Annotated in this window: 26 protein-coding genes; 24 read left to right on the top strand and 2 right to left on the bottom strand. The window is 44.4% G+C overall.

The window, feature by feature from the left end; genetic code table 11:
* The first annotated feature begins 172 nt into the window (after nt 1-172).
* From M2444_RS06960 to M2444_RS06850, 23 genes are all read left to right on the top strand, one after another.
* Entirely contained in the window at nt 173-445 is a 273-nt protein-coding gene (locus M2444_RS06960) for an HU family DNA-binding protein (RefSeq protein WP_036676223.1), read from the top strand.
* Nucleotides 446-562: 117 nt separating this feature from the next.
* Entirely contained in the window at nt 563-811 is a 249-nt protein-coding gene (gene mtrB / locus M2444_RS06955) for a trp RNA-binding attenuation protein MtrB (protein ID WP_042190204.1), read from the top strand.
* A gap of 94 nt (nt 812-905) precedes the next feature.
* A complete protein-coding gene (locus M2444_RS06950) occupies nt 906-1,448 on the top strand; it encodes a hypothetical protein (protein ID WP_094870066.1) in 543 nt (180 codons plus the stop codon).
* A 115-nt stretch (nt 1,449-1,563) separates the two neighbouring features.
* On the top strand, nt 1,564-2,433 hold the full coding sequence (locus tag M2444_RS06945) for a heptaprenyl diphosphate synthase component 1 (protein WP_094870065.1): 870 nt from the start codon (nt 1,564-1,566) through the stop codon (nt 2,431-2,433).
* Nucleotides 2,434-2,436: 3 nt separating this feature from the next.
* The gene (locus M2444_RS06940) at nt 2,437-3,189 is read left to right on the top strand and encodes a demethylmenaquinone methyltransferase (protein WP_094870064.1); all 753 of its coding nucleotides are present in this window, start codon (nt 2,437-2,439) and stop codon (nt 3,187-3,189) included.
* Complete coding sequence (locus M2444_RS06935) at nt 3,182-4,057, top strand: UbiA-like polyprenyltransferase (RefSeq protein WP_042190197.1); 876 nt, start codon at nt 3,182-3,184, stop codon at nt 4,055-4,057. Before M2444_RS06940 ends, M2444_RS06935 begins: the two co-directional genes overlap by 8 nt.
* Complete coding sequence (locus M2444_RS06930; protein ID WP_042190195.1) at nt 4,054-4,656, top strand: UbiX family flavin prenyltransferase; 603 nt, start codon at nt 4,054-4,056, stop codon at nt 4,654-4,656. Before M2444_RS06935 ends, M2444_RS06930 begins: the two co-directional genes overlap by 4 nt.
* A gap of 4 nt (nt 4,657-4,660) precedes the next feature.
* On the top strand, nt 4,661-5,521 hold the full coding sequence (locus M2444_RS06925; protein ID WP_094870063.1) for a menaquinone biosynthetic enzyme MqnA/MqnD family protein: 861 nt from the start codon (nt 4,661-4,663) through the stop codon (nt 5,519-5,521).
* Nucleotides 5,518-6,486 (top strand): polyprenyl synthetase family protein, encoded by a 969-nt coding sequence (locus M2444_RS06920; protein ID WP_094876383.1) that lies wholly within the window; start codon nt 5,518-5,520, stop codon nt 6,484-6,486. Before M2444_RS06925 ends, M2444_RS06920 begins: the two co-directional genes overlap by 4 nt.
* 99 nt (nt 6,487-6,585) lie before the next feature.
* The gene (gene ndk / locus M2444_RS06915) at nt 6,586-7,029 is read left to right on the top strand and encodes a nucleoside-diphosphate kinase (protein ID WP_094876384.1); all 444 of its coding nucleotides are present in this window, start codon (nt 6,586-6,588) and stop codon (nt 7,027-7,029) included.
* 27 nt (nt 7,030-7,056) lie between these two features.
* Nucleotides 7,057-7,860 (top strand): CheR family methyltransferase, encoded by an 804-nt coding sequence (locus tag M2444_RS06910; protein ID WP_280786596.1) that lies wholly within the window; start codon nt 7,057-7,059, stop codon nt 7,858-7,860.
* A gap of 107 nt (nt 7,861-7,967) precedes the next feature.
* Nucleotides 7,968-8,129 (top strand): hypothetical protein, encoded by a 162-nt coding sequence (locus M2444_RS06905; protein ID WP_170880309.1) that lies wholly within the window; start codon nt 7,968-7,970, stop codon nt 8,127-8,129.
* Between the two features lie 533 nt (nt 8,130-8,662).
* Complete coding sequence (aroC, locus tag M2444_RS06900) at nt 8,663-9,832, top strand: chorismate synthase (RefSeq protein WP_094870059.1); 1,170 nt, start codon at nt 8,663-8,665, stop codon at nt 9,830-9,832.
* 2 nt (nt 9,833-9,834) lie between these two features.
* A complete protein-coding gene (gene aroB, locus M2444_RS06895; RefSeq protein ID WP_280786595.1) occupies nt 9,835-10,938 on the top strand; it encodes a 3-dehydroquinate synthase in 1,104 nt (367 codons plus the stop codon).
* A complete protein-coding gene (gene aroH, locus M2444_RS06890) occupies nt 10,932-11,306 on the top strand; it encodes a chorismate mutase (RefSeq protein ID WP_042190180.1) in 375 nt (124 codons plus the stop codon). Before aroB ends, aroH begins: the two co-directional genes overlap by 7 nt.
* Before the next feature lie 336 nt (nt 11,307-11,642).
* Nucleotides 11,643-13,208, top strand: coding sequence for an anthranilate synthase component I (gene trpE, locus M2444_RS06885; protein ID WP_280786594.1), 1,566 nt, complete (start codon nt 11,643-11,645; stop codon nt 13,206-13,208).
* A gap of 39 nt (nt 13,209-13,247) precedes the next feature.
* A complete protein-coding gene (gene trpD / locus M2444_RS06880; protein ID WP_280786593.1) occupies nt 13,248-14,288 on the top strand; it encodes an anthranilate phosphoribosyltransferase in 1,041 nt (346 codons plus the stop codon).
* Entirely contained in the window at nt 14,278-15,108 is an 831-nt protein-coding gene (gene trpC, locus M2444_RS06875; protein WP_280786592.1) for an indole-3-glycerol phosphate synthase TrpC, read from the top strand. Before trpD ends, trpC begins: the two co-directional genes overlap by 11 nt.
* Nucleotides 15,101-15,778: a phosphoribosylanthranilate isomerase gene (locus M2444_RS06870; protein ID WP_280786624.1), complete on the top strand. Its 678-nt coding sequence runs from the start codon at nt 15,101-15,103 to the stop codon at nt 15,776-15,778. Before trpC ends, M2444_RS06870 begins: the two co-directional genes overlap by 8 nt.
* On the top strand, nt 15,775-16,974 hold the full coding sequence (gene trpB, locus M2444_RS06865) for a tryptophan synthase subunit beta (RefSeq protein ID WP_042190170.1): 1,200 nt from the start codon (nt 15,775-15,777) through the stop codon (nt 16,972-16,974). Before M2444_RS06870 ends, trpB begins: the two co-directional genes overlap by 4 nt.
* Entirely contained in the window at nt 16,971-17,795 is an 825-nt protein-coding gene (gene trpA / locus M2444_RS06860) for a tryptophan synthase subunit alpha (protein ID WP_280786591.1), read from the top strand. The genes trpB and trpA overlap by 4 nt, the downstream gene beginning before the upstream one ends.
* A gap of 59 nt (nt 17,796-17,854) precedes the next feature.
* Nucleotides 17,855-18,952, top strand: coding sequence for a histidinol-phosphate transaminase (gene hisC, locus M2444_RS06855; protein ID WP_280786590.1), 1,098 nt, complete (start codon nt 17,855-17,857; stop codon nt 18,950-18,952).
* A 47-nt stretch (nt 18,953-18,999) separates the two neighbouring features.
* A complete protein-coding gene (locus M2444_RS06850; protein WP_094870050.1) occupies nt 19,000-20,094 on the top strand; it encodes a prephenate dehydrogenase in 1,095 nt (364 codons plus the stop codon).
* Nucleotides 20,095-20,437: 343 nt separating this feature from the next.
* On the opposite strand, the gene M2444_RS06845 is transcribed toward M2444_RS06850, so the two are convergent.
* Both M2444_RS06845 and M2444_RS06840 read right to left on the bottom strand, forming a co-directional pair.
* Entirely contained in the window at nt 20,438-21,670 is a 1,233-nt protein-coding gene (locus M2444_RS06845; protein WP_280786589.1) for a CynX/NimT family MFS transporter, read from the bottom strand.
* 249 nt (nt 21,671-21,919) lie between these two features.
* Entirely contained in the window at nt 21,920-22,486 is a 567-nt protein-coding gene (locus M2444_RS06840; RefSeq protein WP_280786588.1) for a helix-turn-helix domain-containing protein, read from the bottom strand.
* A gap of 808 nt (nt 22,487-23,294) precedes the next feature.
* Between M2444_RS06840 and M2444_RS06835 the strand changes: the two genes are divergently transcribed.
* Nucleotides 23,295-23,882 (top strand): RNA polymerase sigma factor, encoded by a 588-nt coding sequence (locus M2444_RS06835; RefSeq protein ID WP_042190156.1) that lies wholly within the window; start codon nt 23,295-23,297, stop codon nt 23,880-23,882.
* Nucleotides 23,883-23,887 lie beyond the last annotated feature (5 nt).

The raw sequence follows: 23,887 nt of genomic DNA, 5'->3' as shown, positions 1-23,887 counted from the left end.
CTTTTTTGTCTAACTGCTTGAATTTATGGATGGGCTGTATTACTATAAGTTTGTTGCGCTTCAAGGTCTATGGGCGCCAGTGTTCAGTAATAAACGGGATTATCACGTATATTTTACGTTTAAACGGAAACAGTGTATGATACCGGAAATTTACTCAGGGAGGTGAGAAAACATGAATAAATCTGATTTGATCAATGTAGTTACAGAAGCAACTGAACTTCCCAAGAAGGATGCTACTAAAGCTGTAGATGCGGTTTTCGAAGCAATTACAGAAGCGCTGCAAAGCGGTGATAAAGTACAATTGGTTGGATTCGGAAACTTTGAAGTGCGCGAACGTTCCGCACGTAAAGGCCGTAACCCACAAACTGGTGAAGAAATCGAAATTCCTGCAAGCAAGGTACCGGCATTCAAACCTGGTAAAGCGCTGAAAGACGGAATCAAATAAAGATTTCTACATATCAATCCCATAGTCTTTTTAAGTAACAACTATGCCGCCCTCCAAGGCGGCATTTGTTTTTTGGAATAGCATGGGCTGTACATTAGGTTTAGAGGAGGATCAGCGATGACGGATAAAAATACGAGCGAAAATCCGCTTCCGACAGGTAGCGACTATATTGTGGTGAAGGCTAAAGAAAATGGCGTTCAAGTCATTGGGCTAACTAGAGGTACGGATACACGCTTTCATCATACAGAGAAGCTAGACAAGGGTGAGGTGTTGATTGCCCAGTTTACCGATCATACCTCAGCAATGAAAATTCGCGGAAAAGCTGAGATTTTAACGAAACACGGACAATTGGAAAGCGAAAGCTGAAAAGCAGGCATAGCCTGCTTTTTTTCAAAATATAGTAAGGGTGAATGATCATATCCACAAAAAAGTGGGTACTATGGATAAGGGGGGCGTGTCCATGAACAAAGCCTGGTTGATTGGTGCCGTATTACTCTTGACTGCGACCTCTGCTATTATTTTGCCGAAACTGGCAGACTTAGACTCATCCGTACAGCAGAGAAATGGGACAGTGGAGACTTTTACCGGCAACCATAACACAGTGCTTGACAACGACAATCTTGTTGATGTTCTAGGCGCTCTTCCGTTGACCTTACCCATAGATAGCGTAGGCTGGGAAGATCATGTTCTGTCACTGGATCTGAAAGTGAGCGGGAACGATCATGAACCTGAGGAACTCTATCAAAATATGGCTCAGGCTATATCCTTTGCCATTCAAGAAACCTCGAATGTGGATCAACTTCTACTTCGCATTGTGGTAGAAGATAAATGGCTTGGTAGCCGCCGGCTGCTGTTAGCCGGGGATATCAGACGTTCTGAGTGGTCTTATACGCTGCAAGATGAACTTCAGTCTGCGGGTAATCATCCTATATCGGATCGTCTCAAAACGGGCTTCCGCATTAGTGAAACCGAGCTCTGGAAGAAACAGTTCATTTATCCTTGAATGGATTAAAAGAAACTCAGGCGTACCACAGTGCGTGACAAAAAAACATGTGATATAATAGACAAGATTGTGAACAAAATGAATTATTATTATGTCAATGGCTTCGGAGGCTGAAATGAAACCGTACTGCATACCGCAACTGGCTAAACCCTACACCGACTACGACATGATTCAGAAGCATACGGATTTGCCGCCGTTTTCTGATGGCCGGGGTCATTTGTTATATATTTTTCTAAATCATGCTTCTTCTGCAAAAGGAAGTGCCGGAGAGTTGTACACGCTTGTGACAGCGCTTGTTCAACTAGGTCTGGATACGCATGAGGTCATTGACCGTTCGAATGATAGACGGGGGGGAGACCCTATGCGTTCCCGTCAATTGAAGGTACTGGCTGGCGATTACTTCAGTAGCTGGTTTTACCATTTGCTTGCAAAGAGTGATCAGATCGAGATGATTGGAATCTTGAGTAAGGCGATTGCAGATTTCAATGTCTTGAAAGCGAATCTCTACGTGAAGATGAGAGGCATACGTCTTTCGGCTGAACAATACTTGCGGCACATGGTACAGCTGAATATGCGGCTGTTCCTTTCTTTTACGCCTATGATTGAGAACTCCTTAGTGGAGTTGTGGGAGAAACTGCTGGCAGAATTCAGTCAGTGTGAGACCGTTGCTATTGAGCTTCTTCGTAGTGATAATCCTGCGAATGCAGGGAATGGTTATTGCTACTGGAAGATGATGGAGACTGCAACGGAGGAAGAACGCAAGCAACTTCAAGACCTGAACCTTGATCAGAAGGAATGGAAGATGCTGAAAATGAAATATAAATGTGATTCGCAACTGACGGACAAGCTTCATCAATCGCTTCAGTCTATTCAGGGACTATTGCAAAGCGTTAATGACGAGAGTTTACTTAGAGAGCTAGAGATCGCGCTGGATCGTTTTCTCCTGCAGATGAAGGTCACAGGACAAGCAGCCGTGGAGGGTTAAGGGATGACTATGGAAAAAACGACAACTGCTGTAGGTGACAACAGCAAACCAAAAGAGCAGTTTGTACATTCCGTATTTGAGAGTATTGCTGGAAAATACGATTTGATGAATGACATCCTAAGCTTTCGCCGCCACAAGGCATGGCGTAAATTCACGATGAAGAAGATGGGGATGAAGCGCGGGGATTCGGCCGTTGACCTATGTTGTGGAACCTGTGATTGGAGCATCGCTTTGGCGGAAGCCTCGCAGACTGGCAATGTAATCGGACTGGATTTCAGCGCAGGTATGCTTGAAGTAGGTCGCCGCAAAGTGGAAGAGCGCAAGCTTCAGGATCGTATTTCCCTGGTGCAGGGCAATGCTATGGAACTGCCTTTTGAAGACAATGCATTTGATTATGCAACGATTGGATTCGGACTACGCAATGTGCCAGATCCTGTTCAAGTGCTTAACGAAATGAAGCGGGTAGTAAAACCTGGTGGAATGGTTGTATGTTTGGAGCTATCCAAGCCGATGAAACAGCCGTTTAAAGGTGTATATTTCTTTTATTTCCAGCGTGTGCTTCCATTGCTTGGTAAGTTATTCGCGAAAAGGTACGAGCAATACAAATGGCTGCCAGAATCGTTGGCAATGTTCCCAGACCGGGAGCAACTGGCCACTATTTTCCGTGAAACCGGACTTCAAAAAGTGGAATCCTTCCCCTTGACCGGAGGCATCGCGGCATTACATATTGGGCTCAAGGAGAACGGGAATGTTTAAGAAAATCGGTATCTTTTTACAAATGATTAAGTTTGAACATACGGTATTTGCTTTACCCTTTGCCTTTATGGGTGCTTTACTGGGATCCGTTGTCATGAATGATAGCCTCCCATCCTGGAGTCAAATTGGCTGGATTGTAATCGCTATGTTTGGAGCACGCAGTGCAGCTATGGGATTGAATCGATTGATAGACCGAATCAGTGATGCCAAGAATCCACGCACAGCGGGAAGAGCGATTCCTGCAGGGTTACTTAAGATCGGTGAAGTTGTCATTTTTATAGGCATTTCGTTTTTCTTGCTCTTTTGGGCAGCCTTTAAATTAAATCCTTTGTCAGCTAAACTGTTACCTATCGCTGTATTCCTTCTTGTTATCTATTCATTCACTAAGCGCTTTACATGGGCATGCCATCTTATCCTCGGCCTCACCATTGCGCTTGCACCGCTGGGCGGCTGGGTAGCTGTGACCGGTAGTGTGAATTGGACTTCAATGGTATTTTACTTCACAATAGTGTTTTGGACGGCTGGTTTTGATGTTATATACTCTTGTCAGGATGTTGAGTTTGATCTTAAAGAGGGCTTGAAATCCATTCCGGTGCGGTTTGGGGTCCAGGGCGCGCTAGTTATTGCTCGCGTGTTTCACATTCTCACGGCGATTGGATTCGTATCGCTGTTGTTTTTGACGGATTTAAGCTGGTGGTATGTAGCAGGTATGATCCTCGCTTATATTATTCTTTTTTATGAGCATTATATCGTATCTCCGAGTGATCTCAGTCGGTTACAGACAGCTTTTTTCACTATGAACGGCGTGCTGAGCATCGTGGTGTTCTCTTTCACTTTGATTGACTTGGTGGTGCATTTCAAAAAATGACGCTTACTAAACCGAAAAACTTCGTGGTTGGAATTACAGGGGCAAGCGGTGCTATCTATGGTATTCGTCTGATCGAAACGTTGCTATCGCTGGGCTACTCCGTTCATTTGGTAGTAAGTAATGCGGGCTGGCGCGTTTTTAAAGAAGAACTAGGTTATATCGCATCAGACCGGGAAGGCTTTTTGAACGAAAAGTTCAAAGGCTATCCCGGTTCTCTACTTTATCATCCTGTCGCTGATATCGGTGCATCTATTGCAAGCGGTTCGTTTCGTGTGGAAGGGATGATTATTATGCCTTGTTCCATGGGAACATTGTCTGCGGTTGCTAATGGAACCTCCGACAATCTGATGACTCGTGCTGCTGATGTTATGCTTAAGGAAGGACGTCCGCTGGTCCTTGTTCCTCGTGAGACACCTCTGCATGCTATTCATCTTGAGAATATGTTGAAGCTGTCCCGTCTGGGGGTTCGGATCATTCCGGCAATGCCGGCGTTTTACTTTGGGCCACAAAGTATGGATGATCTGATTAATTTCATGGTGGGTAAAGTGCTTGACAGCTTTAATATTGAACATCAATTATTTCGCAGATGGGGGGATTGAAAGGATGGAGAATAACAGCCACACCATCATAGGCAAAATCAGCTATACTAACTCATGGCCGGTATTTCACAATTTTCATCCCTCTGCACTGAAATATCCGGCAGAGATGGTGAGTGAGGTACCTGCCATTCTTAATCAGGGGATGAGTCGTGGAACGATTCATGTGGGTGCATTATCCTCTTTTGCGTATGCTGAAGCCAGCGATAAGTTATTGCTGTTACCTGATTTATCGGTAAGCGCGGACGGTCCTGTGAGGTCAATATTTCTTTTTTCTCGGGTGCCTCTTGCACAGATAGGTTCCGGCACGATTGCTGTTACGAACACTTCTGCAACATCGGTAAATTTGCTGAAAATTTTAATGGAAAAGGCTTTTGGCAATAAACCAGAATATATTAGCGCTAATCCTGATTTGGATGCCATGATGCATCAAGCAGATGCCTGCTTACTCATTGGTGATCATGCGATTAAAGCCTCTTGGCAGGATCAAGGGTATATCGTTACGGATCTGGCGGAGCTTTGGAAAGAATGGACGGGCTTAGGGATGACCTTTGCAGTCTGGGCAGTGAATCGAAAAGCTGCGAATGATAAACCGGAAGCCATTGCGGAGATTGCAGAAGCTTTTGCTGAGAGTAAACTGCGGGGTCTAAGTGATTTAGATCCTATAGTACTTGCAGCCTGTACGACAATTGGAGGGACTAAGTCTTATTGGGAAGGGTACTTTCGCAATTTATGCTATGATTTTGGAGAAAGGCAGCAGAAAGGTCTGAACCTCTATTTCCGCTATGCCTATGAGATGGGTCTGCTGCCGCAGGCAGTGAAGATGGAGATTTGGAGTCATAAACTGTTGACACGGGTGAAAGAATGAAACGACTGCAAATATTCGGATTACTGAACAGAGACATGGATCAGATTGAAAAAGATTTGTACCGTAGCGTACAGGGTGATGACGACCTACTAACCGAGACTTCTCTGCATTTATTAAAAGCTGGCGGTAAAAGATTGCGTCCCGTATTCGTTTTGATGGGTGGGAAATTTGGTAAGTATGATCTTGAGAAGCTGAAACGTGTGGCGATACCGCTAGAACTCATTCATAGCGCTTCACTAGTTCACGATGATGTCATTGACGATGCAGAACTGCGCCGAGGTGAACTTACTGTTAAGGCCAAATGGGGCGATAAAATTGCCATGTACACCGGTGACTACATATATGCGAAAGCACTGGTGATGACGACGGAGCTGAAGAATCCACGAATTCATCAGATTTTGTCCAAGGCCATGATTGAAATGTCGATCGGAGAGATGGAGCAGATTCGTGACTTCTTCAACAGTGAGCAAAGTGTGCGTCATTACCTGCGGCGGATTCGCCGCAAAACAGCGCTGTTGATTGCAGTCAGCTGCCAATTGGGTGCACTTGCTGCTGAAGCTGAACCAGAGGTGGCTCGTCTACTTTATAATTATGGATATAATGTAGGGATGGCCTTCCAGATTCGGGATGATTTACTTGACCTCTCAGGCACCGAGAAGCAAATCGGTAAACCTCCAGGTAGTGATATGCGGCAAGGGAACATCACCCTCCCTGTCATTTATAGCCTGGAAGATGAAAGATTGCGAGCTCCGCTTCTTGAGGAGTTGAAGTCTATTCGTGAAGGGCACAGCACAGTAGGGCGTGCTATTGATCTTATTCTTTCTGGAGACGGAATTGCCCGTTCTGAGGAGCTGGCTTCGCGTTATATCGCGAAGGCACTTGCTGCGCTAGATCAGTTGCCTAACAACAAGACTAAGCGTAATCTGCGCGATATTGCCTTTTTTGTAACAGGCAGAGCTTATTAGTATTTTGGTGATCGTGAAATTAAACGTTTCCAGAAAGCGCGGTTTCTGTTAAGATAGCGTCAAAACAACCCAGCTAATGGGAAATTGGAGAGTGCCTCTATGGAAAAGACGTATCTGATGGTCAAACCGGATGGAGTACAACGTGGATTAATTGGGCGTATTGTCTCACGCTTTGAAGATAAGGGCTTTAAGCTGGTCGCTGCAAAGCTGATTACAGTCAGTGAAGACCAAGCAAAAAGACATTATGCGGAGCATGCTGGCAAGGACTTTTTTGCAGAGTTGGTTTCTTTTATAACTTCAGGTCCTGTGTTTGCAATGGTATGGGAAGGTGATGATGTTGTAGCATTATCCCGTACGCTCATTGGTAAGACGAAGGTAGGAGAAGCCTTGCCGGGTACGATTCGAGGCGACTTTGCCAGCCATACACCGCTTAATTTAATTCATGGATCTGACTCGCCTGAAAGTGCAGAACGAGAAATTGCTAATTTCTTTACTCCAGATGAATTGAATCTTTATAGCAAAGAGATCGCAGTCTGGATGTAGGAGCCAAGCGGGAGGCGGGGGATTAACATGTCTGATCGTAATGTTGCAGCATTAACAGCAGATTCAGATTACATCGGGTTTATTCATCATGTTAAGCAAAGCACCGGAATTGATCTGGCTCAATATAAAGAAGCGCAGATGAAGCGGCGTTTAACGACTCTTCGTGTGAAGAATGGATATCAAACCTTTAGTGATTTTTTTGCCGCAATGATGAAGGACAAGGAATTATTTTATGAATTTTTGGACCGAATGACGATTAATGTTTCCGAGTTTTGGCGGAATCCGAATCGGTGGGAAGTACTGCGAGATATCATTCTTCCTGATTTGCAACAATCTGGCCGCAGATTGAAACTGTGGAGCGCTGCATGTTCCACTGGAGAAGAGCCCTATACGCTGGCTATGATTTTATCGGATAAGAATTTATTGGGACAGACTGGCATTCTGGCTACGGATATTGACGACGGTGCGCTTTCTAAAGCAAAGCAAGGTTTGTATCTGGAACGTTCTTTGAAGGATGTGCCTAATGATGTTGCTGCGCGTTATTTTAAACCCGAGGGTCCATTATTCAAGGTTAGCGACATACTTAAGAAAAACATAGATTTCCGTAAACAGAACCTACTGCTGGACAAGTTCGATGAGGGTTTTGATCTTATCATTTGTCGCAATGTAATGATCTATTTTACTGAAGAGGCGAAGAATAAGCTCTACCATAAGTTTTCGGCTAGTTTACGTCCAGGCGGGTATTTGTTTGTAGGCAGTACAGAGCAGATCTTTACGCCAGCGCAATATGGCTTTGAATCGACGGAAACCTTTTTCTATCGTAAAAAATAAATACTTCTTGCTCCTTCATCTGTGTACTTTTTTAGGTATACTTTCGCTATCGTTCAGTGATACTGGGTAGTAGAATCTGTAAGCTAAGCGAAAGGATCGTTAAACTGATGGACAAAAGCAAGGTCATTGCCGCGTACAAACGAGGCTTTATTACCGTTCGTGAGTGCGGGCAAATTCTCGGTGTAGAAGAAATGCAATTGAAGCGCCTTCTGCAACTGGAAGAGCGTAAGTCTACATTTCCTTCAACAAGTCAGCGGATCGGAAGCTAACAAATGCCGGACCGTGCCGAGGAGCGCCATTTATACTCTATTGAGTATGAATGGCGCTTTTTCTTTAAAATATAAGAAAGTATAAGTTTCACGCTTCCTCAGTAGTAACGCTCATAAATGTGAATTAGGGAAAATGTACCTAATTATTCTGATAAATACACGGAAATAAGGGAGAATTCCCTCAATTCATAGATAAAGGATCAATATCTGCTTATAATCAGGGAGATTTCCCCTAATCATCAACACCTTAAAGATACCTGGCTCACTGAAGCCACCGAACCATTTCACCCTCAGCCATATTATTTCACCATAGGGGTTACAAACCACTAGCTCATGTGTAAACGGACTCAGATGCAGCTAATTGTGCGTTTTGGGTCTTTTTGAGCAAGTTTCGGACACATTATTTTGTCATGGATGGAGTCATTTTGGGAAGATCCCTTTCTTGTCAAAGAGGATTGCCTATACTATAATGAGCAAAGATCATTAGGATTTTAGCGGTTTACAGTTTAAAAGTATAAAAGGGGGAACGCAGCATGAGTTTGCGCTATTTAACAGCGGGGGAAACGCACGGCCCCCAGCTTACGGCCATTATTGAGGGATTGCCAAGTAATTTGACATTGGATTTTGAAGAGCTTAATTTTCAATTACAGCGTCGACAAAAGGGTTATGGACGCGGACGTCGCATGCAGATTGAGAAAGATACGGCACAAATTGTAGGTGGAGTGCGTCATGGCTATACTACAGGTGCTCCAGTAGCCTTGATAGTAGAGAATAAAGACTGGACCCACTGGAAGAACATCATGAATATCGAGCCTATTCCTGGCAGTGACGAAGAAAAACGCCGCGTAAATCGGCCGCGTCCTGGCCATGCAGACCTGAATGGCGGATTGAAGTACAACCATACGGATCTTCGTAACGTACTGGAACGCTCCAGTGCTCGCGAAACAGCAGCCAGAGTCGCATGTGGCGCTGTAGCGAGACAGCTGCTTGCAGCTTTTGGTGTGAAGGTAGCAGGGCAAGTTATTCGTATCGGTGAAATTGAAGCGCCTGCTAACGATCTGCCTATCGATGAGCTGATTGAGCGGACAGAACAGTCCTCTGTCAGAGTTGTCGACAAAGAAACGGAACAGAAGATGGAGGCTTACATAGATCAGATTAAGGAAGAGGGCGACTCCATCGGTGGAATCGTTGAATGTATCGTCGAAGGACTTCCTGTCGGACTTGGCAGTTATGTACAGTCTGACCGGAAGCTTGACGGAGCAATCGCTGGGGCGGTAATGTCGATTAATGCATTCAAAGGCGTTGAAATTGGCATTGGGTTTGAAGCTGGCAAATTGCGTGGATCGCAAGTCCATGATGAAATTATGTATGAAGCATCTAAAGGATACTACCGTGCAAGTAATCGCTTAGGTGGTTTTGAAGGTGGTATGACTAACGGCATGCCTGTTGTAGTTCGCGGTGTCATGAAGCCGATCCCTACCCTTTATAAACCGCTTCAAAGTGTGGATATCGACACCAAAGAACCATTTACAGCGCAAGTCGAGCGTTCGGACGCTTGTGCGGTTCCAGCGGCATGTGTTGTTCTGGAGAACGTAGTGGCTTGGGAAATCGCAAAAGCATTCCTTGATAAGTTCGGTGGCGACTCCCTGGAAGAAATTAAGGCGAACTATGAAAATTACCTATCACAGCTGGAGAGTTACTAATTATGCGTACAATTAATGTAGATTTAGGTGACCGTTCGTATCCTATTCTTATCGGTAGTGGATTACTAAAGGACATTGCCCATTATTGTGCTGAGGCCGGATTTTCGGAGCGTAGTCCACTGTTAGTAGTAAGTGATACTGAAGTAGCACCAAGGTACCTGCCAGCTCTTGAAGAAGCTTTGCGTTCTCACGGTTATACAGTGGTTAGTCACATAATGACGGCAGGTGAAGCCTCTAAATCATTAGCCGTGTATGAAGAAGTTATGACAACCGCGATTCAAGCTGGATTAGACCGCAATTCAGCGGTTTTAGCTTTAGGCGGCGGAGTGGTTGGCGATTTAGCAGGTTTTGTAGCAGCAACCTATATGCGTGGAATCGGGTTTTTGCAAATTCCGACGACGATTCTAGCTCATGATAGTAGTGTGGGTGGCAAAGTGGCTGTCAATCATCCATTAGCCAAAAATATGATAGGGGCCTTCTATCAACCGTCAATGGTACTCTACGATTTGGACACACTACGTACTCTTCCAGCACGGCAAGTTTCATCAGGTCTGGCTGAAGTGGTAAAGCACGGTCTCCTCGTGGACAAAGAGTTCGCCTATTGGTGTCGTGATCATGCCGAAGAGCTGCTAGCGCTGAATGTCGAAGCCTTAGGTTATGCTTTAGAGCGTGGCTGTGCAATTAAGGCAGATGTAGTGGCGAATGATGAGCGCGAGCATGGACTTCGGGCGATATTGAACCTTGGACATACGATCGGACATGCCATTGAAGCCGTTGGTGGGTACGGTGTGTTTCTGCATGGAGAGGCGATTGCGATTGGCATGGCGGGTTCAGCGTTATTGGCCGCAAAGCTTGGACGGGATACTTCCATTTATGAGGATACTGTATCCATGCTGTCTGCGCTATCACTGCCGGTACGACTTCCTTCCGAGTATGATGAAGATGAACTGATGGAAGCAATGATGCATGATAAAAAATTCAAAGAAGGCAAGATGACCTTTATCGTGCCTGATGCCATAGGCTCTGTTTGCATTGTGAACGATGTGCAGGAGCCGCTTGTGCGAGAGGTTCTCGCAGAGCTTAAGAAGGAGGGAAGACCGTGGTAAACCGAGGAATTCGCGGAGCAACAACCGTGACTAAGAACGAAGAGGCAGAGATTTTACGTGAGACCGTTATACTGCTGCGGGAGATCGTAGAACGTAATGATGTTATAGCTGAGAATATAAGCAATGTCTGGATTACGATGACCAATGATCTGGATGCTACATTTCCTGCAAGAGCGATTCGTGAGATTGAGGGCTGGGAAATGGTTCCACTTATGTGTTCAACGGAAATCCCGGTTAAAGGAAGCTTGCCGATGTGTATCCGGTTGATGGTACAGATTAATACAGATAAATCGCAGCGTGAGATTCGCCACGTTTATCTGAATGAGGCTCAGAAGCTACGTCCGGATTTATCAGAGAGTAAGTCTTAAATTGTAGTTGTGGGTTGTCAATGACCCTTGTCATCATGTATAGTGTAGTTAGCCGAGTATAGAAGAGTTTAGTTTAGTTGAGATGAGTATAGTTGAGCAGAGTGCGAGAAGTTTTTTTAGATTAGCATGTACCGTGTAAGCAGAGTCTTTATTTTGATATGCACTGAAGTCATTTATCATCAGTGAAATATCTTATTTAGGGATAAGTCTGTAGACACTACATAATAATGCTGATCTATGCTCAAAAACATATACTTACTAACACAAACCCTCTACTTCGGTAGAGGGTTTTTTTGTATTTCGGAACCATTCATATATCTAAGGGGGCATCTAACAATGACGAATCCAAGTGTTCAAGAGGTGATAAAGCTATCGCGGGATTATAATCTGATTCCTGTTGTAAAGCGACTGCTCGCAGATATGGAAACACCTATCCGGTTATTCCAACGTTTCGCTGAACGTGATCGCGCGTTCTTGCTCGAAAGTGTAGAGGGTGGAAAACAATGGGCACGGTATTCGTTCATCGGTAGCGATCCCTTTTTGATGATATCCGGTAAAAAGGGTGCAATTAACGTAGAAGTCGGCGGAGAGAAGAAGCAACTATACGGAAAGCCGATTGAGGAGCTTAAAGCGTTACTCCGTTCATACCGTAGTCCTAAGCTTGACGAAATGCCTCCATTTACTGGAGGGGCTATCGGATTTTTCGGATATGATCTGCTTCAGTATTATGAGAAGTTACCTCAGCATCCTGTGGATGATCTCCAAATGGATGATATAAGATTTATGTTTTGCGATCGGATCATTGTTTTTGACCATGTGAAGCAACAGATTCTGCTTGTTGGTAACCTGCATGTAAAAGACGGAGATACAGATTCGGATATCCGATCCAATTATGAAAGCCTGAGTCGTAAGCTGGAGGCAATGGCCGAAGATCTACAAAAAGAAGGCCCTAAGGAAAATGTGAATCGCCGCAGCATTCCGCAGGATATCGAGCTTGGAGAGATTCATTCTAACCTCACTAAAGAGCAGTACATCAACAATGTAGAACAGGCGAAAGAATATATTCGCTCAGGCGATATTTTTCAAGTGGTATTGTCACAGCGGTTGCATATTGAAACGGAAGTTTCTCCATTGCATGTATACCGGATGCTCAGAACTCTTAACCCCTCTCCTTATATGTACTATTTAAAAATGGACGAGGAGATTATTGTTGGCACATCACCTGAAGCGCTCGTAAAGGTGGATGGAAATCGTGTGGAAACAAGGCCGATTGCTGGAACTAGACCAAGGGGTGACAGTGAAGCATCAGACCGGGCGTATGCTGCCGAGCTCTTGGAGGATGAAAAAGAACGTGCGGAACATTTGATGCTTGTTGATCTGGGTCGTAATGATCTAGGGAGAGTATCCAAATTTGGTTCAGTAAAATGTGATTCCTTTATGGAGATTGAAAGATACTCCCATGTCATGCACATGGTATCGAATGTATCCGGCACACTCAGCGAGGATAAAGATTTCTTTGATGCCTTCCTCTCCTGTCTGCCAGCCGGTACCGTCTCAGGTGCTCCTAAGCTGCGGGCCATGGAGATTATCGCTGAACTGGAGCAAGAAGCACGTGGTGCTTACGCCGGGGCCATTGGTTATCTGGGATTCTCAGGAAATATGGATTCTTGTATCACGATTCGTACGATTATCTTCCGTAAGGGTAGAGCGTATGTGCAGGCTGGGGCGGGTATCGTTTGGGACTCGGTTCCCGAGAAAGAGTATGAGGAGACGGTAAATAAAGCGAAGGGCATGCTGAAAGCTATTCGTATGGCAGAAGCTATGTTTCCATCCGAAGTGAAAGAGAAACAAGTCATCAACCAAGATTATATGTACGAATATACCCCTGAACAAGTGGTTTGATTTATATAGTAACTCATTAAGGCTGGGAGGAAGAACATTATGGATAGAGCGAAATTAATTCAATCAGGAATCGCCGGACTGATCGAAGGCAAGAATCTGACACGTATAGAAGCAAGGGAGATAATGGGTGCTATAATGCTAGGAGATGCTTCACAAGCACAAATTGGTTCACTGCTGACTGCTTTACGAATTAAAGGTGAAACCGTGGAGGAGATTACGGGTTTTGCAGAAGCCATGAGAGGGTTCGGCACATCCGTACTCACTGATCGCGCACGCTTGTTAGATACTTGTGGTACGGGCGGTTCCGGCATCCATAAATTTAATATTTCAACCGCCTCAGCGATTATTTCATCAGCGGCTTCTGTAAGAGTTGCCAAGCATGGAAATCGCTCTGCTTCAGGCAGAGCGGGAAGTGCGGATGTACTTGAAGCCCTTGGCGTAAACATTCATCTGAATGCAGACCAAGCCCGGGAATGTCTGGACCGTATCGGGATTTGCTTTTTATTCGCCCAAATTTATCATCCTTCGATGCGGCATGCCGCAGCTCCTCGTAAAGAGCTTGGTGTACGTACGATCTTCAATATGCTGGGTCCTCTTACGAACCCCGCTGGAGCTGACCGTCAGCTCCTAGGGATTTATGACCGGAATAAGACGGAGACGGTGGCTAATGTACTGAAGGAGCTGGGTTCCAAGCGTGCAATGGTTGTAAGCAGTTGGGATGGATTGGACGAAATCAGCATCTCAGCCTCTACAATAGTGTCTGAACTAAAAGAGGGTATAGTGAGCACTTATGAAATCACTCCAGAGGGATTAGGTCTTAACAGACATCCGCTTGAAGCCGTTCTGGGTGGAGATGCAGCTGAGAATGCAGCTATTATTACCTCTGTGTTTCAAGGTGAGCGTAATCCTTATCGTGATATCGTGTTAGCTAATGCAGGAGCATGTATATATGTTGCAGGTCTGGCTGATACCTTGGCCGGAGGTGTTGAGAAAGCTAAAGAAGTAGTGGATTCGGGTAAGGCATTATCCAAGCTGGAACAGCTTGTTGTGATGACGGAGGAGCTTAATTATGTATCTTGATAAAATTGTCGCTACAAAGATTAAAGAGGTGGAGGTGCTCAGCGATAGCTTTTCTCTAGCTCAAGTTGAACGTGATATTGCAGCACTCCCTAAGCCTAGAGGTTTTCGTAAGGCTCTGACCCAAGGGAAGAACAGAGAGATGGGTTTAATTGCAGAGGTGAAGAAGGCTTCCCCTTCTAAAGGGTTGATCCGTGAAGATTTCGATCCTGTTTCCATTGCAAAAGGGTATGAAGCGGGAGGCGCAGATTGTTTATCAGTTCTGACGGACAGCGATTATTTTCAGGGCAGTGCAGCTTATTTGCAGCAAGTGAAGGAGGCAGTGAAGCTGCCACTACTTCGCAAAGATTTTATTATCGATGAGAAACAGATTTACGAGGCGCGTATTCTTGGAGCAGATGCTGTGTTGTTGATCGTCGCTATTTTGACACCGGATCAACTGTCACATTTTATAGAAATAGCTACTGGGCTTGAAATGGATGTATTGATCGAAGTCCATGATCGAAATGAGCTTGCGGTTGTATTAAGTACAGACAAGATCACTCATCCTAATGTACTGCTAGGCATTAATAACCGTAATCTTCGTACCTTTGAGACATCCCTAGAGACAACGGCAGAGCTGGCAGCACTAGTACCTAAAGGGGTTCCTGTGATCAGTGAAAGCGGAATTGCAGGGCCAAGTGATATTGACTACTTAAGAACGACTGGCGCTCACGGGGTACTCGTAGGGGAATATTTAATGCGTCAAGTAAATGTAGAAGAAGCGGTAAATGGATTGCTAGGAATGCTTCCAAATGGAAAGGACCGTGTCCGGCATGGCTGAGACATTGGTAAAAATCTGTGGACTTCAGGACGTTGAAGTGCTAAAATCTATGTTACACTTACCACTAGATTATATTGGATTTGTATTCGCTCCTAGTCGTCGCAGGGTTACTCTGGAGCGTGCTTCCGAACTGATTGCTGAACTTCCGCAATGGAAGGCTAGTGAAAAACCTAAAGCTGCTGGGGTTTTTGTTAATCCAGAGCTGGATGAGCTGAGCGAACTGCTCTCTGTTGTGTCACTGGATGTCATTCAGCTACATGGAGAGGAAAGTCCAGCCTTTTGTCAAAAGGTTCGGCAAGCTTTCCCACAGGTTCAGGTGTGGAAGGCATTGTCTGTTGCTGATAAAGAGCGTGATGACGCTGATAACAAATATACATTGGAACAATACGCAGGCTTCGTTGATGCTGTATTGTTAGATACTTATGATCCTCAGCAGAGCGGCGGCTCAGGGCGCACGTTCGCTTGGGAGAGGTTGCCTCATTATCAGGAAATCGCGCTACGAAATGGTTTGCCGTTATTTGTGGCTGGCGGACTTCATCCTAATAACGTAGGAGAGTTGCTAGATACTTATTCTCCGTACGGAGTAGACGTATCTAGTGGAGTAGAGAGTGAAGGCGTTAAAGATATTATTAAAATGACAGCTTTTGTGGAAAGGGTGAAGCAATCATGACACAAGTACCGGACCAGCATGGACGTTTCGGTTCATTCGGAGGGCGCTTCGTGCCCGAAACTTTGATGACTGCATTGATTGAGCTGGAGGAAGCCTATGAGAAGTATTCGGCAGACCCTGCTTTTCAAGAAGAAATAGATTATCTTTTAAAGCAATATTCCGGACGCGAGACCCCACTGTATTATGCGGAGCGCCTAAGTAAACATCTGGGAGAAGCAAAAATATATTTGAAGCGTGAAGATTTGAATCATACGGGTGCTCATAAGATTAACAATGCCATTGGTCAGGGAATTCTGGCTAAAATGATGGGTAAAACCAAGGTGATCGCTGAGACTGGAGCTGGTCAGCATGGTGTAGCTACGGCTACGGTTGCAGCCCTACTTGGTATGGAATGTAAGGTGTTTATGGGGGAAGAGGATACTCGTCGCCAGGCACTCAATGTATTCCGTATGAAGCTGCTTGGTGCTGAAGTGATTCCGGTTACATCCGGATCGCGCACCTTAAAAGATGCCGGCAACGAAGCGCTTCGCTACTGGGTTAGCAATGTGGAAGATACTTTTTACATTCTCGGTTCTGCCGTAGGCCCACATCCTTATCCGATGATGGTTCGTAACTTTCAGCGGGTTATTGGTGATGAAACGCGGCGCCAGATTCTGGAGGCTGAAGGAAGACTGCCGGATGTGCTTGTTGCTGCTGTAGGTGGCGGCAGTAATGCTATCGGTATGTTCTATCCATTCGTAGAGGATAAAGGCGTCGGTATGATTGGTGTTGAGGCAGCAGGCAAAGGAATTGATACACCATTTCATGCGGCGACGATGAGTAAAGGGACTCATGGCGTATTCCAGGGTTCGATGAGTTATCTACTACAGGATGAGCATGGTCAAGTAACAGAGGCTCATTCCATCTCCGCAGGTCTGGATTATCCTGGTGTAGGTCCTGAACACTCCTATTTAAAAGATATCGAACGCGCAAAATATGTTCCGATTACGGATGCAGAGGCGCTCGATGCACTGAAGCTGCTATGTGTAACGGAAGGTATTATTCCAGCTTTGGAGTCTGCACATGCGATAGCCCATGTTGTGAAGATGGGTCCAACCCTTACCAAGGATGATATTGTTGTTATCTGCCTGTCAGGCCGGGGAGACAAAGATGTGGAATCGATCATGGCGTACACAGAAGGGAAGGGAAACGAATGACAACCGAAACTACAAACCGAATGGATTTGGTATTCCGGAAGCTTAAAGCTGAAGAGCGGACGGCATTAATTCCTTTTCTGACGGTTGGAGACCCAGATCTGGAGACTACGCTTGCCATCATCGCAGAACTGGAGACGGCAGGTGCAGATATTCTGGAGCTAGGAGTACCTTACTCTGATCCGCTAGCAGATGGTCCTGTTATTCAGCGAGCGTCTGCACGAGCTCTGCGGGGGGAGGTTCACCTGCGTACCTGTATGGAGACCGCGTTAAAAGCTCGTCAAGCCGGAAGCGGCTTGCCCTTTATTTTGTTTTCCTATTACAATCCTATCCTGCAAATGGGGCTGGATACATTTTTCGCAGAACTGAATGCTCATGAGATTAGTGGGCTTATTATTCCAGATCTTCCTGTCGAGGAATCAGAGGAGATGCGCCGCCGCAGTAGTGAGGTTGGCGTTAATCTCATTCCACTAGTTGCACCGACCTCAAGTGAACGTATTGCGAAGATTGTCTCAGGTGCGAGTGGGTTTATCTATTGTGTATCCTCGTTAGGTGTGACAGGGGAACGATCCACTTTCCATGCTGATGTAGAGGCATTTATAGACTCCGTGCGTCAAGCAACGGATCTGCCAGTAGCTGTAGGATTTGGGATCTCAAATGGCGAACAGGTTGCCCGTTTTGCTCAGATTTGCGATGGTGTGGTGGTAGGTAGTGCCATTGTTCGCAAAATAGAAGAGGTCATTCCGTTGCTCGATAATCCCGCTACACGGAATGAAGGGCTGTTGCAAATTCGAGAATTTGTGGCACAATTAAAAAGACCATAACAGTGTCATTTTGACCTGTGTATAGTGGAGTAATCAACTATGGAGAGCGAGGACTATTCATGAATCCAAAACCGAATATAGTTAATCTCCCTGTCTACAAACCAGGGAAACCTATAGACGAAGTTAAGAAAGAGCTCGGCTTAAGTGAGGTTATTAAGCTTGCATCCAATGAGAACCCGTATGGAGCTTCCCCGAGTGCTAAAGAAGCTATTCTAGCAGAGCTTGATAATCTTTATCTATATCCAGATGGATCGGCCGTTGAGTTGACGGCAGCACTTGCCAGCCGTCTTGGTGTGAATAGCGATAATATTATTTTTGGCTGTGGCTCTGATGAGATTATTGCACTTATTGCTCGCGCCTTCTTCTTGCCGGGTGATGAGACACTCATGGTTGATCAGACCTTCTCTGTTTATAAGAGTAACGCAGATATCGAAGGTGCCGTGTCCATCGAGGTACCACTTGTAAAGGGTACACATGATCTGGATGGGATGCTGGCCCGTATTACGGACCGTACGAAGGTTATCTGGATCTGTAATCCAAATAACCCAACGGGTACAATTGTACCAGAGGAAGCCTTGATTTCTTTCCTTGATGCTGTTCCTTCCCATGTAATGGTTGTCCTTGATGAAGCGTACTGTGAGTACGTAACAGATCTTTCTTACTCAAACGGTATCCAATTATTAAATCGTTATGCGAATCTGGTTGTGCTTCGCACATTCTCCAAAATTTATGGCTTAGCTGCATTGCGTATTGGTTATGGTGTTGCTAGTCCTGAAATTATTTCATTGATCAACAAGGTACGCGAGCCTTTCAATACCTCTCGTCTTGCGCAAGCGGCGGCTCTGGCTGCCTTGAATGACCAAGAATACGTAGAGGAATGCCGTCGCCTTAATAGCGCGGGTATTGTCCAATTACAAGCTGAATTCAAACGTCTGGGCCTAGAATCCTTCCCTGCACACGGGAACTTCATTATGGTAGATGTTCGTAAGCCAGCTACAGAGGTTTTCGATGCTTTGATGCGTAAAGGAATCATAGTAAGAGCAGGGCATCAAGTTTACCCTACTTATATTCGTGTTACTGTTGGGTCGGCAGAGCAGAATACAGCGTTTATAACCGCTCTGGAACAAATTCTTATAGAGTATGGTGTGCGCGCCTAGTAGTAAACAGCATGACTAGACTAAAAAAGGCAGGTAGTTCAAAGAACATGACGACAAAAATAGCTATATTCGGTGTCGGTCTGATCGGAGGCTCACTGGCCCTTTGCTTTAAAGGCAAGGAGGGCCTGACCGTCGTAGGGCATGCCCACCGTCCTGAATTCGTAAGTAAATATATAAGCAGAGGTGTGGTAGACCATGCCACGCTTTCTGTTGAAGAAGCAGCACTTGATGCTGATTTCATTTTTTTGTGTGTACCGGTAGGGATGTTAGAGGATTATCTGCAGCAATTAAGTAAATTGCCTCTAAAACCCGGCTGCATTATTACAGATGTAGGAAGCACGAAAGCTAGTATTGCCGCATGTGCGGTCTCCTTAGAAATTCCTGGAGTACATTTTATCGGCGGACACCCAATGGCAGGATCAGAGCGATCAGGTGTTGAGGCAGCTTCATCATTGCTATTTGAGAATGCCTATTATGTGTTGACGCCTCCTCCAGGCGTACCAGACGAGGCTTATCATGCACTGGAGTCTTTACTACACCACACAAGAGCGCAGATTGTACGCCTTGATCCAGAACGCCATGATGAGATTGTAGGTGCCATTAGTCATTTACCGCATATTATTGCTGTTGCTTTGGTAAATCAAATTCGTGCCTATGACGATACTGACTCCTTATATAGTACGCTAGCTGCAGGAGGCTTTCGGGATATCACTCGGATTGCTTCCAGTGATCCTATAATTTGGCGAGACATTTTGCTGAACAATCGTTCCGTAATGCTTCGTTTATTGAAGGATTGGAACGAGGAAGTTTCTTCTTTTGTTCGTCTACTGGAAAGTGAAGATGGCGTAGGAATTGAAGAGGCCTTCCAAGAAGCGAATGGCTTCCGCAGTCAGTTGCCTGAACGGCGTAAAGGCATGATAGCACCTTTATTTGACCTACATATTGATGTACCGGATCATCCGGGGATTATCGGACGTATTGCTACTGAGCTGGGGGACCAAGGCATTAACCTTAGCAACGTACAAATCATCGAGAGTCGTGAAGATGTGCCGGGTATTATGCGCCTATCTTTTCGTCAGGAGCACGATATGGAACGTGCGAAGGTGCTTCTGCAGCAGCACGATTATACCGTATATGTGTAGTATTAAGGTTCGCTCCGGGTCATTTTCAAATCGTAATAAACAGCAAAAACAGCGATTCTCATGTTATTAGAGAATCGCTGTTTTGTTATTCTGGCTTGTTGGTTGCTAGCTTCAACATGCCGCCGTCAGTATCGTCATCAGTACCACCTTTGAGGCAGTCTTTCGGACTCCACTGACGCTATTTCATTTGGAGAGGTTAATATTGGGTGTTTTTCTTGCCAATTGCTATGCGGTCCGTTAACATCCCAAAAGTGGAATAATGCTGCGCTGAAGGTCAACTGTGTCCGATAGCGTCTTCGTACGTGCCAAATGTTATTGGATCAACGATGAAAAGAAAGGGGTATTAGCCAATGTAACTTGAGTTTATTTCGTCGTAACTATTTCGGCTATCTACAAAACGATTTCTTGCTGCTCCTATACCGACTAAAAAGAGAAAGACCGAAGCTCCAATTAGAATGAAAAGAGGCAGGTTCCAACTATTTGTCGCATCATGGAGATATCCTATAAGGGCAGGGCCGATTGCGGCAAGCAGATATCCGATCGATTGTGCCATACCAGACAGTTCCGCCGCTTGCTGCGCATTTTTAGTACGTAAACCGAAAAACATCATGGACAAGCTAAAGGCGCAGCCTCCACCAATTCCGAGTATGATGATCCACAACAGAATGATATTGGAGCTTCCGTAAAGCAGTCCGAGCGTTCCCGTCAAAAGCAAAAGGGTTGTGATGACCACTAACGAACGTTGACTTGACATTCGCCCAGCAATAACGGGGACAATAAAGGTAAAGGGAAGTAGCGCTAACTGCATTATTGAGAGATACCATCCTGATTGGCTTGAGTCAATGCCTTGCTGCTTTAAAATTTCAGGCAACCATGCGATCAGCACATAGAAAATCATGGACTGCATACCCATAAACAAGGTTACTTGCCAGGCAAGAGGGGAACGCCAAACATTCACATTATTGCAGACCATCTGTTGACTCGTCGAGGTTGTTTGCTTCGTATGCTTCCTTAATTGAGGCAACCAGCAGAGGATCGATACAAAGCTTAGGATCCCCCATATTCCCAACGCTCCCTGCCATTTTATACCTACGTTTGCGGCTAGCGGTACACTAAATCCCGATGCGATCGCTCCAGATAAACTCATTGAAATTCCAAAGATACCAGTCATGGCACCGATTTTATTAGGAAAATCACGTTTGATTAAACTTGGCATTAATACATTACAAACGGCAATTGCAAATCCAAGAATTGCAGTTCCAATATACAGATTTGCAGCGCCAGATAAAGAACGTATTACAATACCAACAGTCAAAAAGATCAGGGCAAACAAAATTAAAAGTTCTACTCCATATCTGCGTCCTAGTTTTGGTACTACAGGCGATAATAAAGCAAAGGTAAGTAAAGGGACCGTTGTTATCAGGCCTGCAAAAGTATTGGAGATATGAACGTCTTCCCTTATGAGACCTACTAAAGGACCGACCGAGGTTAAGGGAGCACGTAAATTTGCGGCAATAATAATAATGCCGAGTATTAGCAGCCCTATTGATGATGATAAGATTTTTTTATTCGGCATTCTTCATTTCCCCTTCCAGAATTAATGTGTACTATTGGTTTTCTGCTGATTGGAAAGCTATAAAATAATATCCGCGCGGACAATGAAAGTATATTATAGTATACTAAAATTAACAATAAGTATTTTATAGTTAACTTTATAGAGAGTATCCTATCAATTGAAGTGCTTATATTAGTAAAAAAAACAACTCTGAGTTTCCATAAATAATGGAAACTCAGAGTTGTTTTTTATAAGTGAAATTTTTGGTTTTTAGAAACCATATTTTAAGGAGATATGGAGCACTGTTTCGCTATTCGTATGATTGGTATAAGAGTGAGGGCGATCAGCACGAAAACTGATCGTATCATATTGATTCAATATGTACATCTCACCATTGACTTGAATTTCAATGGAACCAGTCATTACTGTCGCAATTTCAGTTGTATTCACATGATGACCTTCAGGGTGATATGAACTATTTGGCTGTAAGTAAGCCCGACACATTTCAATATCGTGGCTTACGTTTTTAAAGACGGGTTCAATGATCCAATTCTTTTGATCATTAGAAAACCGAAGACCTTCGCCTGCTCGATACAAACTAACAGGGTCTTCAGATTTGAACAAAGCTAATAGGGGTAAAGATAGGCCTTTTGAAATTTTCCATATAATCGCCAAAGTTGGATTTGTCTCACCGCGTTCGATATTCCCCAGAGTAAGTTTACTTACGCCCGTTAATTCTGCTAAGTCATCTAAGTTCATGTTTTTTTCTTTTCTGTACTTTTTCAAGGCACCGCCGATTTGTAGTACAAGTTGTTTTGATTCATCGATTTCATTCATTTCATATTCACCTCAACAAATAACTTTATAGCTAGTATATTGTTTATCTTGACTCTTTTCCATACCTCTTCAAGTGGACGCAGACGGGGTAATAGATGACTGTGGGGATTTGTGGAAGCTAATTCGCTGGCTATAGTAAATAACCTATTATAGATCATCTAACAAAAGGTAGAGCGCTTTCAGAACAAAAAAAGACCGCTTACAAAGTAAGCGGCTACAGTTCACAATAAATTGGAACCGTCTAGTATTTGGATAGGAGTGGAGAGAAACCATACTGTACTTTTATTATATGTATACGTTTACATTTTGTCAACAGTTTATTAAAAAGAGATTAAAGTCATATTACAGTGATCAAAGTCTTATTGACGGAGTTAATGTTCGTTTATAATCTGTTGTCAGGTCTTGCTGACGAGATTACTGCTCTGAAGTCTATTAATGTCATCCTATGAGAATCTGTGATACAATAGATCTGGTATATTTCTAGATTCGTTATAAAATTTATATGCTCTAAGAAATATGCCATTTTTCTTTTTATATTCATCACAATCATCATGCCTTAATTATTGGGTGTTTGAATATACATAGGTGTATTTCAAAATTGAAGAACGGATAAGTTGCACGTCATATATTTTCCCTAAAATTCCCACAAGGAACGTTTGTCTTACATAAAAGGTCGACAATATCGTTTCTTCTTGTAATAAACTAAAAAGTTGCAGTAAACCAGCGCAACTTTTAAAGCCCAAACCGGTATAATAAGTACGGACCGGACGGGAAAAGACGTGCAAGGGCGAGGAGGGCCAATCTCACCATGACGGATTCCCAGTTGATCCAGGAAATCAAACAAGGTAACACAGAATTATATTCAGAATTAATGCGTCGTTATCAACGAAAAATATTGGCATTTGTATATCATATGCTTAGAAACTCACAAATGGAGCTAATTGCAGAGGACCTTTGTTCGGAGACTTTCTACAAGGCATTCCGTAGCTTGCATTCCTTTCGAGAGGTAGATGCTTCCTTTTCAACGTGGTTGTACACTATTGCTCGTAATACCGTGCTAAGTGAGCTTCGTAAGAATCGTGCCGGAAATGTATCCCTAGAAGAGAGTGGATATACTCCAGTTGCACCGTTTGAAGTAGCGCCTGAGCAGGCTGCATTGCGTAAAGAACGGATGAACTTGGTTCGTGAGGCAATTAATAATCTTCCGGAGAAACAACGCTCTGCGCTAATCCTGCGTGAATACGATCAGATGGATTATCAAGAAATTGCAGAAATTTTAGATCAGAGTGTAAGCTCCGTGAAATCATTGTTGTTTCGTGCCAGAAGTAGTGTGAAGCTTCAACTCGAATCCTATTTCAATGAGCCTGAAGTTGAAGAGCAGGTTGAGAGGGTGTAAGGCGA

The sequence above is a fragment of the Paenibacillus sp. PastF-3 genome (assembly GCF_029893135.1).
GTDB classification, from domain to species: Bacteria; Bacillota; Bacilli; order Paenibacillales; family Paenibacillaceae; genus Paenibacillus_AQ; species Paenibacillus_AQ nitricinens.
Note: the sequence above shows the minus strand (reverse complement) of the source record. Positions and strands in the feature narration are given on the sequence as shown.

Excerpts from the sequence above, each read along its gene's own strand:
- M2444_RS06960 (WP_036676223.1), top strand. The coding sequence starts at position 173 with ATGAATAAATCTGATTTGATCAATGTAGTTACAGAAGCAACTGAACTT.
- mtrB (WP_042190204.1), top strand. The coding sequence starts at position 563 with ATGACGGATAAAAATACGAGCGAAAATCCGCTTCCGACAGGTAGCGAC.
- M2444_RS06950 (WP_094870066.1), top strand. The coding sequence starts at position 906 with ATGAACAAAGCCTGGTTGATTGGTGCCGTATTACTCTTGACTGCGACC.
- M2444_RS06945 (WP_094870065.1), top strand. The coding sequence starts at position 1,564 with ATGAAACCGTACTGCATACCGCAACTGGCTAAACCCTACACCGACTAC.
- M2444_RS06940 (WP_094870064.1), top strand. The coding sequence starts at position 2,437 with ATGACTATGGAAAAAACGACAACTGCTGTAGGTGACAACAGCAAACCA.
- M2444_RS06935 (WP_042190197.1), top strand. The coding sequence starts at position 3,182 with ATGTTTAAGAAAATCGGTATCTTTTTACAAATGATTAAGTTTGAACAT.
- M2444_RS06930 (WP_042190195.1), top strand. The coding sequence starts at position 4,054 with ATGACGCTTACTAAACCGAAAAACTTCGTGGTTGGAATTACAGGGGCA.
- M2444_RS06925 (WP_094870063.1), top strand. The coding sequence starts at position 4,661 with ATGGAGAATAACAGCCACACCATCATAGGCAAAATCAGCTATACTAAC.
- M2444_RS06920 (WP_094876383.1), top strand. The coding sequence starts at position 5,518 with ATGAAACGACTGCAAATATTCGGATTACTGAACAGAGACATGGATCAG.
- ndk (WP_094876384.1), top strand. The coding sequence starts at position 6,586 with ATGGAAAAGACGTATCTGATGGTCAAACCGGATGGAGTACAACGTGGA.
- M2444_RS06910 (WP_280786596.1), top strand. The coding sequence starts at position 7,057 with ATGTCTGATCGTAATGTTGCAGCATTAACAGCAGATTCAGATTACATC.
- M2444_RS06905 (WP_170880309.1), top strand. The coding sequence starts at position 7,968 with ATGGACAAAAGCAAGGTCATTGCCGCGTACAAACGAGGCTTTATTACC.
- aroC (WP_094870059.1), top strand. The coding sequence starts at position 8,663 with ATGAGTTTGCGCTATTTAACAGCGGGGGAAACGCACGGCCCCCAGCTT.
- aroB (WP_280786595.1), top strand. The coding sequence starts at position 9,835 with ATGCGTACAATTAATGTAGATTTAGGTGACCGTTCGTATCCTATTCTT.
- trpE (WP_280786594.1), top strand. The coding sequence starts at position 11,643 with ATGACGAATCCAAGTGTTCAAGAGGTGATAAAGCTATCGCGGGATTAT.
- trpD (WP_280786593.1), top strand. The coding sequence starts at position 13,248 with ATGGATAGAGCGAAATTAATTCAATCAGGAATCGCCGGACTGATCGAA.
- trpC (WP_280786592.1), top strand. The coding sequence starts at position 14,278 with ATGTATCTTGATAAAATTGTCGCTACAAAGATTAAAGAGGTGGAGGTG.
- M2444_RS06870 (WP_280786624.1), top strand. The coding sequence starts at position 15,101 with ATGGCTGAGACATTGGTAAAAATCTGTGGACTTCAGGACGTTGAAGTG.
- trpB (WP_042190170.1), top strand. The coding sequence starts at position 15,775 with ATGACACAAGTACCGGACCAGCATGGACGTTTCGGTTCATTCGGAGGG.
- trpA (WP_280786591.1), top strand. The coding sequence starts at position 16,971 with ATGACAACCGAAACTACAAACCGAATGGATTTGGTATTCCGGAAGCTT.
- hisC (WP_280786590.1), top strand. The coding sequence starts at position 17,855 with ATGAATCCAAAACCGAATATAGTTAATCTCCCTGTCTACAAACCAGGG.
- M2444_RS06850 (WP_094870050.1), top strand. The coding sequence starts at position 19,000 with ATGACGACAAAAATAGCTATATTCGGTGTCGGTCTGATCGGAGGCTCA.
- M2444_RS06845 (WP_280786589.1), bottom strand. The coding sequence starts at position 21,670 with ATGCCGAATAAAAAAATCTTATCATCATCAATAGGGCTGCTAATACTC.
- M2444_RS06840 (WP_280786588.1), bottom strand. The coding sequence starts at position 22,486 with ATGAATGAAATCGATGAATCAAAACAACTTGTACTACAAATCGGCGGT.
- M2444_RS06835 (WP_042190156.1), top strand. The coding sequence starts at position 23,295 with ATGACGGATTCCCAGTTGATCCAGGAAATCAAACAAGGTAACACAGAA.